11 protein-coding genes are annotated in these 14,125 nt (G+C 60.5%); 9 read left to right on the forward strand and 2 right to left on the reverse strand.

The genetic code is table 11. The annotated features are described in order from the left end of the window. Positions 1-203: 203 nt before the first annotated feature. Complete coding sequence (locus J1G35_RS02305) at positions 204-1,439, forward strand: MFS transporter (RefSeq protein ID WP_223013209.1); 1,236 nt, start codon at positions 204-206, stop codon at positions 1,437-1,439. Here J1G35_RS02305 and J1G35_RS02310 read toward each other — a convergent pair. Then, a complete protein-coding gene (locus J1G35_RS02310) occupies positions 1,377-2,291 on the reverse strand; it encodes a LysR family transcriptional regulator (RefSeq protein WP_223013211.1) in 915 nt (304 codons plus the stop codon). The genes J1G35_RS02305 and J1G35_RS02310 overlap by 63 nt on opposite strands. Before the next feature lie 116 nt (positions 2,292-2,407). On the opposite strand from J1G35_RS02310, the gene J1G35_RS02315 reads away from it, so the two are divergent. The 8 genes from J1G35_RS02315 (at position 2,408) to J1G35_RS02350 (ending at position 12,541) form a co-directional block, all read left to right on the forward strand. Then, complete coding sequence (locus J1G35_RS02315) at positions 2,408-3,289, forward strand: hypothetical protein (protein WP_017845688.1); 882 nt, start codon at positions 2,408-2,410, stop codon at positions 3,287-3,289. A 56-nt stretch (positions 3,290-3,345) separates the two neighbouring features. Further along, positions 3,346-4,575: a Xaa-Pro peptidase family protein gene (locus tag J1G35_RS02320; RefSeq protein WP_223013213.1), complete on the forward strand. Its 1,230-nt coding sequence runs from the start codon at positions 3,346-3,348 to the stop codon at positions 4,573-4,575. A gap of 458 nt (positions 4,576-5,033) precedes the next feature. Continuing rightward, positions 5,034-6,668 (forward strand): ABC transporter substrate-binding protein, encoded by a 1,635-nt coding sequence (locus J1G35_RS02325; RefSeq protein WP_223013215.1) that lies wholly within the window; start codon positions 5,034-5,036, stop codon positions 6,666-6,668. 75 nt (positions 6,669-6,743) lie between these two features. After that, positions 6,744-7,697 (forward strand): ABC transporter permease, encoded by a 954-nt coding sequence (locus J1G35_RS02330; protein ID WP_223013216.1) that lies wholly within the window; start codon positions 6,744-6,746, stop codon positions 7,695-7,697. Continuing rightward, positions 7,694-8,530, forward strand: a complete 837-nt coding sequence (locus J1G35_RS02335; RefSeq protein ID WP_223013218.1) for an ABC transporter permease — start codon at positions 7,694-7,696, stop codon at positions 8,528-8,530. The genes J1G35_RS02330 and J1G35_RS02335 overlap by 4 nt, the downstream gene beginning before the upstream one ends. A 2-nt stretch (positions 8,531-8,532) precedes the next feature. Continuing rightward, positions 8,533-10,170 carry an ABC transporter ATP-binding protein gene (locus J1G35_RS02340; RefSeq protein WP_223013220.1) on the forward strand — a complete coding sequence of 546 codons (1,638 nt, stop codon included), beginning with the start codon at positions 8,533-8,535 and terminating at the stop codon, positions 10,168-10,170. 170 nt (positions 10,171-10,340) lie between these two features. Then, positions 10,341-11,447, forward strand: coding sequence for a hypothetical protein (locus J1G35_RS02345; RefSeq protein WP_240968699.1), 1,107 nt, complete (start codon positions 10,341-10,343; stop codon positions 11,445-11,447). Positions 11,448-11,665: 218 nt separating this feature from the next. Continuing rightward, positions 11,666-12,541: a LysR substrate-binding domain-containing protein gene (locus J1G35_RS02350; protein ID WP_223013222.1), complete on the forward strand. Its 876-nt coding sequence runs from the start codon at positions 11,666-11,668 to the stop codon at positions 12,539-12,541. A gap of 124 nt (positions 12,542-12,665) precedes the next feature. Here the strand turns inward: J1G35_RS02350 and J1G35_RS02355 are convergent, their stop codons facing one another. After that, a complete protein-coding gene (locus tag J1G35_RS02355) occupies positions 12,666-14,030 on the reverse strand; it encodes an MFS transporter (RefSeq protein ID WP_223013224.1) in 1,365 nt (454 codons plus the stop codon). Positions 14,031-14,125: the final 95 nt, after the last annotated feature.

The raw sequence follows: 14,125 nt of genomic DNA on the forward strand, positions 1-14,125 counted from the left end.
GGTTTCAGCCCTGCCACTGTCGCTGACGTATAAATAGCATGAGTATTTCGCAGCACACTCACGACTATTAAGCACTGGCTGTTTTATTTATATAGGCGCTAGTCTTATTCAATTAAATACCCGTTTAAGTTAACGCACTTACATAGGGCAGTTCTTTCACCTGCGCCCCATTCCATAGCAATTAAACTGACCGAGCCAACCACATGCCAATCAACACACACTCATCCACAAGAAGTACTGTTTTATTGGCGCTTATCTTTACGGCGTGTAACGCCACCACCCACGGCTTCAGTATTTTCCTTTATTCGGCCTTATTACCCCAGATTCGCCAGGTGTTCGATCTGAGCTACAGCCAGGCCGCGTTCATCGCCGCGCTACTGCAACTGTTCTACATGGGCGCTTCGATTGTCAGTGGCATCGCCGCGGCGTGGATCAGCCCGCGTAATATGGTACGGCTGACGATGGCCCTGAGCCCGGCGCTGCTGGCCCTGGCGGTCGCCACCCCGTGGGTGCTGCCGTACGCAGTATGCCTGGCACTGGTCTCGGCCTGCGCGGTGGCGAACTGGAATGCCATCGCAGCACTGGCCAGCGAAGTGATCCCCGCCTCCCACCGCAGCCGTGTACTGGGGCTGGCATCGTCGGGGGCGGCGTTTGCGATCTGCCTTAACGGCATGCTGATCGCCCTGTTGCAGGGCATCTCGCTGCGACACTTCTGGCTGATTTGCGCCGGGCTGACGCTGATGGTCACCCTACTGACCTTTTGGGTCCTGGCGCCGTTGGCGACAGGCCAGCGCATCAAGAAAAGCAGCGCGCCATCGCTGCGCCGGATACTCAGGCAATGGTTGAAGCTGTGCCTGGAATACCCGGTGGCGCTGCACATACTGCTGCTCAGCGCCTTTATTGGCGGGATCAGCGGCCCCTTCCTGAATTTTCTCTCGGCGTTTGCCAGTGAACGGCTGGGCGCCAACGCACAGATCACCGGCTCGTTGTGGACACTGATCGGGATTGGCGGGGCAGTCGGCGGTTTGTTGTTGGGTTCACTCGCCGATCGTTGGGGGGCATTAAGGGTGATGGCGTTGAGTATCAGCGCCTTCGGCCTGGCGATGCTCGCCCTGCTCTGGCAACCAAGCTTGAATCTGACCTGGCTGGCGGCCGGGCTGTTCGCGCTGTTCTATTTCCCTGTCTGGGGCTTGATGGCCGCCTACCTCAGCGCACGCCTGAGCCCAGTGCAAAGCCTGCAAGTGGTGAGTCTGAGCATGGTCGGTTATGGCTTGGGCAGCGCCAGCGCAAACTGGCTGTGCGGCTGGTTGCTGCAGGCCACCGGGCAGTTTGGCCTGGTGCACGGCTGGATCGTCTGCTGGGTGACCGCCAGCCTGTTATTGCTGAGGCTGATGGCCCGACGTCAACGCTGTGAGCCGGCGCTCGGCCAGCCACTCTGAGCGGCCCAAGCGACGCGACAGAATGTCCACCAAGGCCTCCACCGCCAACGCCTCGCACTGAGTGGAGCGCCAGAACATCAACCGCGCCGGCTCAATCGGCGGAAAGCCCTGAGCCGCGTCCAGCACCTTCCAACCCGGCGGCACCAGGCGCCGCGCCGTGACACCGACCGACTGGCCCTGTTCGATGGCAATCCCTATCCCACGCGGGCTCTGGCTGGTGTAAACCACATGCCATGCCCGCCCGGCCTCGGCCAGCGCCCGCACGGCATTGGCTCGAAAGGCGCAGCCCTCGGCATACACTGCCAGAGGCACCGAGACGTCCGCTCCGGCGCACCACCCCTCAGCCGCCACCCACACCAGCGGCTCGTCGCACAGATATTCACCCAGCTGCAGATTGGCGTGTTGCACACCGAGCACCAGGTCCAGTTCACCGCGTTGCAAGCGACTGACCAGCGCCGTCGACATCTCGCAACATATGTCCGGCCGCACCTGGGGAAACTGCGCCTGAAAGTCGCGCAACACCTCGGCCAGGCAAAACTGGGCGTAGTCCTCGGGCATGCCGACGTGAACGCACACCTGCTCATCGGGCAGTTGCACGGCGTTGATCGCATCGGCATGCAGCTTGAGGATCTGCCGCGCATAGATCAGAAACGTCTCGCCACCCGGTGTCAGGCTCACCGATCGACTGGTGCGCTGGACCAACGGCGTGCCGACGATCTCTTCCAGGCGCTGCAAACTCTGGCTAATGGTCGATTGGGTTTTGTGCAGACGCTCGGCCGCCGCAGAAAATCCGTGGCACTCGATAATCGCAACAAACACTTTAAGTAACGTCCCATCCAGTTCGCCTGACATAACTATCGCCCCTGCCGATGGATTCGATCACAACTTGTAATTTCCACTTCGCACCTCTTTGAGCAACTATCGATTCAACGCCAAACACTGTTAATTGATAGTTCCAGGAGACTTGCATGAGCCTTCAACTTGCCGACGCCGAAGTGGGCGATATCAGCGACATTATAAATACCGAGTTGTACCCCATACATGATTCGGGCCATGTCCGGTTGCAGGCGCTGATCGAACACGCTCGTGCCGAACTGGCCGAGGACGGTTGCTGCCTGCTGAAGAACTTCCTGCGGCCCGAGGCGCTGGAACAGGCGCGTACCGAGGGTCAGGCGCTGTCGGGCAAGACCTTTTATTCGGTGCGCAAGGTCAACGCCTACTTCACCGAAGACGACCCCGCCCTGCCCCAGGATGATCCGCGCCGCACATTCATGGAGCGCACCAGCGGTTTTGTCACCCGAGACATGATTGCCCCGGACGCGATCATTCATCGCCTGTACGTCTCGCCGATGATGAAGCGATTTATCGGTGCCTGCCTCAACGAGCCGGAGATTTTCGAATACGCCGACCCGTTCGCCGGGCTGGTGATCAACGTGATGCCCGAAGGCACCGAGCAGCCCTGGCACTTCGATACCAACGAATTCATCGTCAGCATGATGACCCAGAAGCCTGAGGCTGGCGGCCTGTTCGAGTACGCACCGATGATCCGTACGCGGACCCAGGAAAACCTAGGCGCCGTCGGCAGCGTGGTGCGCGGTGACGACCGCAGCCGAGTACAGGAACTGGAGCTCAACCCAGGCGATTTGCAGATTTTCAAGGGTCGCTTTTCAGTGCACCGGGTAACCCGCGTCGAAGGCGCTACTGAACGTAATACGGCGATCTTCGCCTACTCCGAAAAACCCGGAATCATCGGCCGCGCCCAGCGCACCAAGCAGCTTTACGGACGCCTGTCCGAAGCCCATCTGCAAGCCGAACGCAACCTGGTGCGCAGCGACCAGTTGCTCGACTGATCCACCCAAGAATTCCTAGAAAAAACCAACCGTATTGCCCTGCGAGGAACACCCCCATGAGTCTGTCAGGCCCTAACCGCAACCCCGCCGACTGCGAACCGACGTACGACGAGATCCAGCAGATCCAGCTCGACCGTTTGCAACGGGTGCGCAACGAACTGAAAAAACGCGACTACGCCGCGTGCGTGCTGTTCGACCCGACCCACATGCGCTACGCCACCGGCTCGCGCAACATGCAGGTGTACTCGGCGCGCAACCCGGCACGGTACGCCTTCATCCCGGCAGAAGGCCCGGTGGTGGTCTTCGAATTCGGCGGCTGTCTGCACCTGGCAGAACAGCTCAACACCGTCGACGAAGTGCGCCCGGCCAAAGCCATCTCCTATTACTTCTGCGACAGCTTCCTTACCAACGTCACCGCCGAATGGGCCGCTGAAATCGATGAACTGGTGCGCAAGCACTGTGGTAGCAACAAACGGATCGCCATCGAAAGCGCGACCTCGGCCGCAGCGTTTGAACTGCAAAAACTCGGCTACCAGATCTTCGACGCCCAGGAACCACTGGAGCGCGCGCGCTGCATCAAGGTGCCGAACGAGCTGAAGATGATCCGCGCCAGCCTGCGCGCCACCGAGGCCGGCGTGCGCTTGATGGAAAGCAAACTGGTGCCGGGCATCAGCGAAAACGAACTGTGGTCGCACCTGCACCAGCACGTGATCGCCACCGACGGCGACTACGTCGAAACCCGCCTGCTGTCCTCCGGGCCGCGCACCAATCCGTGGTTCCAGGAATGCAGCACCCGGCCCATCGAGGCCGGTGACCTGGTAGCGCTGGACACGGACGTGGTCGGGCGTTTCGGCTACTACGCCGACTTTTCGCGAACGTTCCTCTGTGGCGAGCAAGCCGCCACCGCCAAGCAACAGGAGCTGTACAAACTGGCTTACGAACAAGTGCAGACCAACATGGAAATGCTCAAGGCCGGTCGCAGTTTCAAGGAGTACGCCGAGCTGGCCTGGCGCATCCCGGACAACTACAAGGCCAACCGTTATTTCGCCCTGGCCCACGGGGTTGGCATGACGGGTGAATACCCGTACGTGGTGCACCGCGAAGACATCGACGCGCTGGGCTACGACGGCGTATTCGAAGCCGGCATGACCATCTGCGTGGAAAGCTACATTGGCCACGATGCGGGCGGCGAAGGGGTCAAGCTCGAAGAGCAGATCTACATCCACGAAAACGGCATCGAATTGCTGTCGGACTACCCGTTCGATCCGCGCCTGATGCCGCGATGAGTTGCCCCGGACGGCGCCGTAACCTCCTTCGACACCGTCCGTTTTTCCCCTTGTTCCCACCCGGAACAAGGGGCGTTTGCGGCCATCGCGCAGTGTTTCGTACCCGCGCGTCCCCCCGTCCGGCCTGTCTAGCTCAAGCGGCAGCCTTTCTTACGGTCAGTAACATGCATTTATCGAACGTTTCAGCGTTGAATTTATCGTTTGTCGATCGTTGCCCAGATGACAAAACTGCGGGCATCTCTAATAAAAACAACATGAGAGCAGCCCAATGTCATACCCAGCCTCCGCCCTTTTGATCTCGTTGCGCCTTGTTCTACTGCCGGCTTCACGCCTGTCACGCCTGCGCCTTCGCGCTGCCGGCCACTGACAGCCTCGGTTCATGGAACCGACCGCGTCTGCCGCTCGCCCCATTTGCGGCCAGTCGAAAAACGCACTTTTGCACGTTATCGGAGAGGCATATGAAAGACTTAATGACACTGGACGGCGCCTTGCCGCATCCAGCGGTAAACGACCTGTGCACCCAAGTCAAAAGTGGCGCGATCAATCGTCGCCAATTCCTGCGCACCGCCGCGCTGCTGGGCATCACCGCCGCCAGCGCCAGCACCTTCCTCGGTTCCGCGCTGCTCGGTAATTCGGCCCACGCCGCTGACGCGGTAACGCCGCGCCAGGGTGGCAGCCTCCGGTTTGCCTGCGCCATCCAGGAAATCCAGGACCCGATGCTGATTACTTGGATCGAAGCCTCGAACCTGCTGCGCAACAGCCTAGAATTCCTGACCTGGGTCGATGCCGACAACATCACCCACCCGTACCTGGCCGAGAGCTGGAGCCCGTCCGACGACCTGAAAACCTGGACCTTCAACCTGCGCCAGGACGTCAAGTGGAGCAACGGCGACACCTTCAACGTCGAGGACGTGCAGCACAACATCGAGCGCTGGATTGCCGCCGACTCCAAGTCGGTCAACCGCACCGCATTCCAGGACATCACAGCCTTCGAGAAAGTCAGTGACTTCCAGTTCCGCCTGGTGCTCAAACGGCCGATGCTGGCGATCCCGGAAATGCTCAATGCCTTCACTTGCGCCATCGTGCACCGCAGCTTCAAGGCCGGTGACGACTGGGCGAAAAACCCGCTTGGCACCGGGCCGTTCAAACTGGTGTCGTTCGCGGTCAACAAGCAGGCGACCTTCGCCAAGCGTGCCGATTACTGGCGCACACCTGCCAACCTCGACGAACTGCGCTACGTCGACATGGGCACCGACATCTCCACGCACCTCGCGGCGTTGCAGGCCGGGCAAGTGGACGTGTTGTACCGGGTCACCGTGGCCGAACTCGACCTGGCCAAACGCTTGCCCGGCGCGCAACTGCTGACCTGTAAATCGGCACAAACCGTCGTCATGCGCATGGCCTGCGACCAGAAACCGTTTGACGACCTGCGCATTCGCAAAGCCGTGGTGCTCTGCGCCGACAACGCGCAGATGCTGAAAATCGCCTATCGCGGCATGGGCACCCTGGGCGAAGACCATCATGTCGCGCCGTCCCACCCGGAGTACTTCCCGCTGCCAAAACGCGCTCGCGACGTGGCCGGGGCAAAAAAACTCCTCGCAGAAGCGGGTCATCCGAACGGCATCGACATCGACCTGATCGTCGGCAACACCCAGGGTCGCTACGAACAGGATTGCGCACAGATCCTCCAGCAGAACTGCGCCGAGGCCGGCATCCGCATCAACCTCAAAGTGATCCCCGCCACGCAATACTGGCCGATCTGGGACAAGGCCGCGTTCAGCCTCACCTACTGGGCACACCGCCCGCTGGGTGTGATGTCGCTGGAACTGGCCTACCGCAGCGGCGCGGCCTGGAATGAAAGCCACTATAGCGACCCGGCGTTCGACGCCGCGCTGGATAACGCCATGGGCATTATCGACCCCAAGCAAAGGGCCGTGGCCATGCAAAGCGTCGAGCAGATCCTGCAAGACGCCTGCGTCATGGTCCAGCCGTTCTGGGGCGACAAGTTCACCGCCGCGAGCAAGAAGGTCCAGGGCTTTCAGGTTCACCCGTCGGACTTCTACCCAATGGATCAAGTCTGGTTGAGCGCCTGATTCAAGCGCCCCGAACGAGTCCGCCCACTCAGTTGCGGCGGGCCGCCATCCCTTGATTAGCCGGAGCGTGCAAGCATGGCTGAATTTCTATTGCGCAAGTTATTGGCGCTGGCGGCAACGTTGCTGTCGGTGTCGGTGATCGTATTCCTGGCCCTGGAACTGAACATTGAGGACGTCGCAATCAACGTCCTCGGTCCCTACTCCGCTGCGGACCAACGCGCCGCATGGCTGGTGGAGCACGGTTACAACCAACCTTTCGTTTGGCGCTACCTGGTGTGGCTGAAGGATTTCCTCAGCGGCGACTGGGGCACTTCGGTGCACTTTCGTGAGCCGGTGATTGACCTGCTGCTGCCAAACCTCGCGCAAACCTTGACCCTTGCGGGTCTGGCGTTGGCGGTGATGGTGCCGGTGGCGTTGACCCTGGGCATTCTCGCTGGGATTCGCCAGGGCTCGACGGTGGATCGACTGGTGTCGTTTCTGTCGATTGTCACCACCTCCATTCCGGACTTCGCCAGCGCGGTATTCGTCTCGGCGATTTTCGTGTTCTGGCTCAACTGGCTGCCAGGTGTGAGCAGCATGAGTGACGGTTTCAATGCGGTGGAACTGGCGTTACCGCTGATGGTGCTGTGTCTGTTCGGCATCGGTTATCTGGCGCGGATCACGCGTGCCTCGATGGTCGAAGTGATGCAGGCGCCGTACATCCGCACCGCCCGCCTCAAAGGCGCGTCGACCTCACGCATAGTGTTGCGCCATGCGCTGCGTAACGTGCTGATCGCGCCAATCACCGTGATCATGTTGTACATCCCGTGGCTGCTGTCGAACGTGATCGTGGTCGAGGTGTTCTTCGCCTACAAAGGCTTCGGCTCGCTGCTCTACACCGCGTCGTTGAACCATGACGTCTACCTGATCGAAGCCTGCGCGATGATCAGCGGCATCGTCGTCGGCGCGACTAAAATTTTCTCGGACCTGGCCTACACCTGGCTCAACCCGCGCATTACCTTGCGCAGTCTTGGCGGAGGTGGGCAATGAATGTCCTCAACGCGTTCAAACATCCCCTGGCGTTGCTCGGTTTGTTGCTGGTCGGCGGCTGGGCGCTGATGGCGCTGTTCGCGCCGTGGCTGGCGCCTCATGACCCGCTGGAGAGTTTCACCCCGCTGCTGACGCCGATGACTCCGGATGGCGACGGCCTGCGCTTCCTGCTGGGCACCGACATGATCGGCCGGGACATTCTCTCGCGCCTGATCTGGGGCACCCGCACCGTACTGTTCTGGTCGATCTTGGCGACGCTGACCGCATTCGCCGTCGGCATCGCCATGGGCCTGTGTGCCGGTTACTTCAATGGCTGGGTCGATGCGCTGCTGTCCTATGTCGCCGACACCGTGTTGTCGTTCCCGGTGCTGGTGTTGTACATCGTGATCATCATCGCCCTGGGCGCTTCGGCGCTGAACATTCTGATTGCGGTGACCTTCACCAGTGCCCCGGCGATCTTCCGGATCATGCGCGCGCTGACCATCGACATCCGCTCTCGGGACTACGTGCTCAGCGCCATCACCCAGGGCGAAGGGTCACTGCGGATCATGCTGGTGGAAATCCTGCCAAATTGCGGTGGCCCGTTGATCGTCGATTTCTGCCTGCGCATCGGCTACACCGCGATCATGATCGGCGCCCTTGGCTTCCTCGGCCTCGGCCTGCCACCGCCGACCCCTGACTGGGGCGGCATGATCAACGAAGGCCGCAGCATGGCCATCGCCTTCCCGCACCTGGTGATCTTCCCGTGCATTGCCATCTCCACCCTGATGCTGGGCCTGAGCCTGTTGGCGGATGGTCTGGACGAACACGCCCAAAAGGGCGCAAGGAGCTGAGCATGAGTCATCAGCAAGTATTGAGAGTGGAAAACCTCTCCATCGAACTGCCCGCCGGCGCCGATCGTAGCCACGCGGTCAAGGGCATCAGCCTGGATGTACGCAAGGGCGAAATTCTCTGCGTGATCGGCGAGTCCGGCTCCGGCAAATCGGTGCTCTCGGCCGCAATCATGGGCGATTACGCCAAAGGCCTGCGCCACACTGAAGGCGTGATTGATTTCCTCGGCGACGATATTTGCCGCATGGACGAAAGCGCTCTGCGCAAGCTGCGCGGCAACCGCATTGCGATGATTTTCCAGGAACCCATGGCAGCGCTGAATCCGGCGATTCGCATCGGTCAGCACGTCGAGGAAATCTTCGACATTCACGCGCCGCAAATGCCCGCCACAGAGCGCCGCGAACGCATGCTCGCGCTCCTGGATTCGACCCAATTGCCCGATCCGCCACGGATTGCCAACAGCTTTCCGCATCAACTCTCGGGCGGCCAATGCCAACGGGTGGTGATTGCCATGGCGCTGGCGATGAACCCGGATTTGCTGATTGCCGACGAGCCGACGACGGCGCTGGATGTGACCACACAGGCCCAAGTGCTGAAACTGGTTCGCGACCTGCGCGGTCGTGGTCAACACGGCATCCTGTTCATCACCCACGACTTCGGCGTAGTGGCGGAAATCGCTGACCGCATCGCCGTGATGGAGGGCGGTGTGCTGGTGGAAATCGGTGAGCGCGATCAAGTCCTGAATGCGCCAAGACACCCGTACACGCGCAAGTTGATTGCCGCTGTTCCGGCACTGCACCCAGAGCTGCACGCACCGTGCGCCGACGGTGAGCTGGCGTTGCGCATCGAGCACCTGACCAAAACCTACAACGTCGGCGGCAGGTCGATCCCGGCGCTCAAGGATGTCTCGCTGCAACTGCCACGGGGCAAGACGCTGGCGATTGTTGGCGAGTCTGGCTCGGGCAAAAGTACCTTGGTGAAAGCGGCGATTCGGCTGGTGGAAAGCGACAGCGGCCACGTCTGGGTCGGTGATACGGATTTCCTCGCGTTGCGCGGTTCTGCGCTGGCGGCCAATCGGCGGCGGATTCAGATGATTTTCCAAGACCCGTACGGTTCGCTCAATCCACGCCATCGGGTCGGCGACATCATCGCCCGCGCGGCGCAATTGCGCGGGTTGTCGGCCAAGGATGCGTGGACCGAGGCCGGTGATCTGCTGGAACAGGTCGGGCTCAAGCGTGACGCCCTCAAGCGCAAGCCCCGGCAGTTCTCCGGCGGCCAGCGCCAACGCATCGGCATTGCCCGGGCCTTGGCAATGCGCCCGGAAGTGCTGATCGCGGATGAAAGTGTCTCGGCGCTGGATGTCTCAGTGCAAAAACAGGTGCTGGAGCTGCTCGCCGAGCTGCAACAGCGCCTCAACCTGAGCATCTTGTTCATCACCCACGACCTGCGCGTGGCAGCGCAGATCAGTGACTACATCGCGGTGATGCGCCAGGGCGAAGTGGTGGAATACGGCACGGCCGAACAGGTGTTGTTGCGACCGCAAAACGCCTACACCCAGACCCTGCTGGCGGCAGCCCCCGGCGCTTCGGCGATTCCAGCGGGGCCTGTTGCCGAACCCGCGCTGAGGCTGATCCGACCGTAAGCCAACTGAGTTAACAACCCTTTTCCCAGGTAGCAGCGTTCGCTGCTCCATGGGCTGCTGTTGCCAACGATAACTAAAAAACCAGGAGTATCACTGTGCGCACAACTACCCAGATTGCGGTCCGTTCCATCGCCCTCATTCCGCTGCTCGGCGCGTTCGCAGCCCCGGCCATGGCGGTGCAGGTCACCGACAACCTTGACCTCGGCGGCGCCATCCGGGCGCGCTGGGACTATGACCCGGACCGGGACATACAGAAGTTCGGCCTGGACACGGTGTTTCTCAGCGCCAAGTACAACTCCGACACCTGGATCGGCGAGGCCCAGTACCGCTTCTACGGGCGCTCCTATCCTTACCAGTACACCAAGAACTACGGCGATATCCAATTCGCCAAGTTCGCCTGGGTCGGCTACAAGTTCAACCCCGACCAGCAAGTGCAGGTGGGCCTGAATACCGTGCCGTTCGGTTTGCAACCGTACTTCGGCAGCACCTTTTACGAAACCCTGGGCAACGTCATCGGCTTGGAAGATGTGCAACAAGTCGGCGCCAAGTACATCCAGCAAAGTGGCGACTGGAACCTCCAGGCCGGCTACTACCTGCGCCCGGCGTGGCAAGGTAAAGGCACCAGCAAAGGGGTGACGTATTCCAGCGTGGTGTCCGGGGCCGACAGCTACGTGGGCGACGGGAGCGACAACCAGGAACGCAATACCGTGGTGCTGCGCGTGGCCAAAGCCCTGGACCTCGGCGCGTGGAAATCCGAAATTGGCATTTCCGGCCTGACCTCGACCCTGGAAAACAAGGACACCGATAACGATGGCCGCCGCAACGCGGTGGCCGTGCATTACCTCGGCAAGAACGGTCCATGGGGCGTGCAACTGCAAGCGGCGCGGCAACAGATGTCGCCGCGCAACCGTGGCAGCGATGAAGTGGTCACACTCGGCGGGTACGACGGCACCTACAACGTCGCCAGTCGAGGCAATTTGTACGTCGCCGACCTTAGCTATGACGTCGCCGGCAAATACCTGTTCGACCAGATAAGCGGTGTGAAGCTGTACGCCAACTACAGCGCCTTCGATAAATCCGCCGACGCGTTCAAGACGTCACAACGGCTGATCCTCGGGACCTCGTTTTCCTTCAGCAAACTGTGGATCGCGACGGAATGGTTGTACGGAAAAAATGACCCGTACATTGGTGGCAGCAGTTACACCCAGAGCTTGGGGGCTGGCGGCAGTAACCAGTGGGAAAACCAGCTGTACATGAACATTGGGTACTACTTCTGATCCGGGTTTTTTGTTGCCCTTGAGGACGACTTCGCCAGCAGGTCCGCTTCCACAGGTTTAGCGCATAACGTGTGGGAGTGGACCTGCTCGCGAATAGCATAAACAACACTTGCATCAGCCCATCACTGAGGAGTCAGATACGCACTACAACATGTCCACCAAAAACAATAAATCTGCCCACGCATTAATGCGTCGAAGGCCGGCCGGAGTCACCCTTCATGCGTCAACTGCCCTCGCTCAACATGCTGCGCGTCTTTGAAGAAGTCGCGCGGCATCGCAGTTTCAGCCAGGCGGCTTTGGGTCTGAACGTCACCCAAGGCGCGGTCAGCCGTCAGATCAAGCAGCTTGAAGATTATCTCGGCGTGGCGCTGTTTATCCGCACGCCCCAAGGCCTGTCGCTGACCGAAACCGGCCTTGCCCTCTCCCCCCAATTGAGCAATGCCTTCGACCACGTCGAACGCGCCCTGCAAGCGGTGCGTGTGCCGAACCTGCGCCAACGCCTGCGCATCGTCGCGCCACCCACCTGGGCGACGCGCTGGTTGTCGGCGCATTTGCGCGCGTTCTGCCAACGCTACCCGGACATCAGTCTCAGCGTGACCCACCAGAACGGCAATGACAGCCTCGCGGAAATCGACTGCCACATCCGCTTCGGCCTCGAAGCGGCCAACCATTGCAGCAGTCAGTTGCTGGTGATGGAACGGCACATGGCAGTCGCCAGCCCCGAGTTGTTCGTCAATGGCCAGCCGCCGGATCTGCGGGAGTTTGCGCTATTGCACATCCTGCATGACGGCAAACGCTTGAAGGTCTGGGAGAACTGGTTGGCGGCGATGGGCCGCGAGGATGTCGATGCCGCGCAAGGGCTGGAGTTCAGCACGCTGGACCAGGTGATCCACACGGCACTGGCCGGTGGTGGGCTGGCGGTGATTGACCGACAGATGATTGAAAAGGAACTGGCGAATGGCAGCCTGGTGCCGATCACTGCCGTGGAAGTGATCGGGCCATATGGGTATTGGCTGGATGTGGCGAACGACAAACAGGGGCTGTCGAAAGTGCAGTTGTTTACGGATTGGTTGGGATTGGTCAGCAATCCCTGAAACACCGACGTTCAAATGTGGGAGCGGGCTTGCTCGCGAAAGCAGTGTGTCAGACAGCATAAATGCCAACTGATACACCGCCTTCGCGAGCAAGCCCGCTCCCACATTGGGTGTGTGATGGGTTTTAGATTGGGGCTGCGACTTTTGTGGCCACAGGCGCCGCGCTCTCCATCGGACTCTGCGCCTTGCACGCCTGGCTCAGTGTCAGGGATTTGGTTTCCGGTGCCCAGGCCCAGGAAATGATCGCACCCAGTGCGAGAATCGACGCCAGGATGCCCATGGTTGGGCTCAAGCCGATACCCGCCACGCTCACCGGCAACAGGAAGGTGCTGACCGCCGAGCCCAAGCGACTCACTGCCGTTGCCAGGCCAATCCCGCTGGCCCGCACTTCGGTCGGGAAGCTCTCGGCCGGGAACACGCCCACCAGATTGCTTACGGCTGATAACACCAACGTGAACACGCCAAACACCAGCACCATCAGGAAGGCCGCGCTGCCCGGTAACGCCGCCAGCAGGAACAAGGCTACCGCAAGGATGATGAACGAATTGATCAGGAAGCCTCGGCGCGAGAACTTCACCGTGCACCAGATGCCCATTAATGCGCCGAGGATCAGCAGCATGTTCAGCATCAATTCGGTGCCAAAGCCCTCCGCCAGGCCCAACTTCTGCAGAATCGACGGCAGAAAGGTGTAGATCGCAAAGTAAGGCATCACGATGCAGACGAAGAACAGGCAGTTGAACGCGGTGCGCTTGCGGTATTCGCGGCTGAACAGCACCGCGTAGCCCGAACGGGTTTCGCTGGAGCGGGTTTCATCGAGTTCGACATTATCGCCCAGGTGTTTTTTGACAATCGCCCGTGCTTCGGCGATCCGCCCCTGATTGACCAGCCAGCGCGGTGACTCCGGTGTGCCGATTCGCGCGATCAGGATGAGCGCCGCCGGGATTGCCGATGAAGCCAGCATCCAGCGCCAGGCGTCATCACCGAGGCTGAGCATCGCGGTGCCGACGAAGGTCGCGGCGACGTAGCCGAAAGTCCAGATAACGCTGAATGAACCGAGCAACACGCCCCGGTGTTTTTTCGGCGAAAACTCCGCGAGCATCGCGTGGCCGACGCTGAAGTCGCCGCCCAGGCCGATACCGATCAGCACCCGGCAGAGGAATAGCTGCATCGCAGTTTCAGCGTAGAACTGCATCACCGAAGCAACGGTGATCAGGACAAAACTGACCAGGAAGATTTTCTGCCGCCCGAGCTTGTCGGAGATCCAGCCGAAGAACAGGCTGCCAACAAACAGGCCAATCAGTGCCGAAGCGCCGATCAGGCCTTGCCAGAAGGCATCGAGCTGCATCTGCGGGCTGAGCAATGTAAAAGCAATACCGATCAGGCCCAGGATATAGCCGTCGGTGAAATGTGCGCCGAAAGTGAGACCGGCAATTTTAATATGGAAGCGCCCGATGGGCAGGTCATCGATCTTTATCGATTGAGCGGACATGTTCGTCTCCAGTTGTTGTTATTGAAGGAGAAATGAAACCGATAGCTCTTGAACCTGTGGGAGCGGGCTTGTTCGCTCCCACAGAGATGCCGGTG

Origin of the sequence: Pseudomonas sp. SH10-3B (assembly GCF_019891415.1) — a bacterium.
In the GTDB taxonomy this organism is placed as follows: Bacteria; Pseudomonadota; Gammaproteobacteria; order Pseudomonadales; family Pseudomonadaceae; genus Aquipseudomonas.

Coding starts and splice junctions, on each gene's coding strand:
- J1G35_RS02305 (WP_223013209.1), top strand. CDS start 204: ATGCCAATCAACACACACTCATCCACAAGAAGTACTGTTTTATTGGCG.
- J1G35_RS02310 (WP_223013211.1), bottom strand. CDS start 2,291: ATGTCAGGCGAACTGGATGGGACGTTACTTAAAGTGTTTGTTGCGATT.
- J1G35_RS02315 (WP_017845688.1), top strand. CDS start 2,408: ATGAGCCTTCAACTTGCCGACGCCGAAGTGGGCGATATCAGCGACATT.
- J1G35_RS02320 (WP_223013213.1), top strand. CDS start 3,346: ATGAGTCTGTCAGGCCCTAACCGCAACCCCGCCGACTGCGAACCGACG.
- J1G35_RS02325 (WP_223013215.1), top strand. CDS start 5,034: ATGAAAGACTTAATGACACTGGACGGCGCCTTGCCGCATCCAGCGGTA.
- J1G35_RS02330 (WP_223013216.1), top strand. CDS start 6,744: ATGGCTGAATTTCTATTGCGCAAGTTATTGGCGCTGGCGGCAACGTTG.
- J1G35_RS02335 (WP_223013218.1), top strand. CDS start 7,694: ATGAATGTCCTCAACGCGTTCAAACATCCCCTGGCGTTGCTCGGTTTG.
- J1G35_RS02340 (WP_223013220.1), top strand. CDS start 8,533: ATGAGTCATCAGCAAGTATTGAGAGTGGAAAACCTCTCCATCGAACTG.
- J1G35_RS02345 (WP_240968699.1), top strand. CDS start 10,341: ATGGCGGTGCAGGTCACCGACAACCTTGACCTCGGCGGCGCCATCCGG.
- J1G35_RS02350 (WP_223013222.1), top strand. CDS start 11,666: ATGCGTCAACTGCCCTCGCTCAACATGCTGCGCGTCTTTGAAGAAGTC.
- J1G35_RS02355 (WP_223013224.1), bottom strand. CDS start 14,030: ATGTCCGCTCAATCGATAAAGATCGATGACCTGCCCATCGGGCGCTTC.